Genomic DNA, 284 nt, shown 5'->3' on the forward strand with positions numbered 1-284 from the left:
GTTTGAGACAGGTTCTTTCAGTAAAACAGTTTGTCCTTCATAACCGTCCAAATATTTTTGCCAATAGGCTGAAGCGTGCTTATGATCCTGGTCTTCCAGCCATTCGATATATCGGCTGTACGGGGTGACGACTTCCCGCTCCGCTTTTCTTCTATCAAGAATCGCATAATAGGTTTCAAATACTTCATTCGTAATAAGAGGCAGACACCAGCCATCCATTAAAATATGATGGAAGCTCCATATCAATCGGACTTGGTCATCCTCTGTACGAAGGATTGATACGC

At 43.0% G+C, this 284-nt stretch carries 1 protein-coding gene; it reads right to left on the reverse strand.

Going from position 1 to position 284, the window contains the following annotated elements; translation table 11 throughout:
- The coding region (locus SB658_RS23255) for a condensation domain-containing protein (RefSeq protein WP_410602638.1) at positions 1-284 on the reverse strand (284 nt) is incomplete at both ends.

The organism is Bacillus sp. SIMBA_008, from assembly GCF_046535495.1.
GTDB lineage: Bacteria > Bacillota > Bacilli > Bacillales > Bacillaceae > Bacillus > Bacillus subtilis.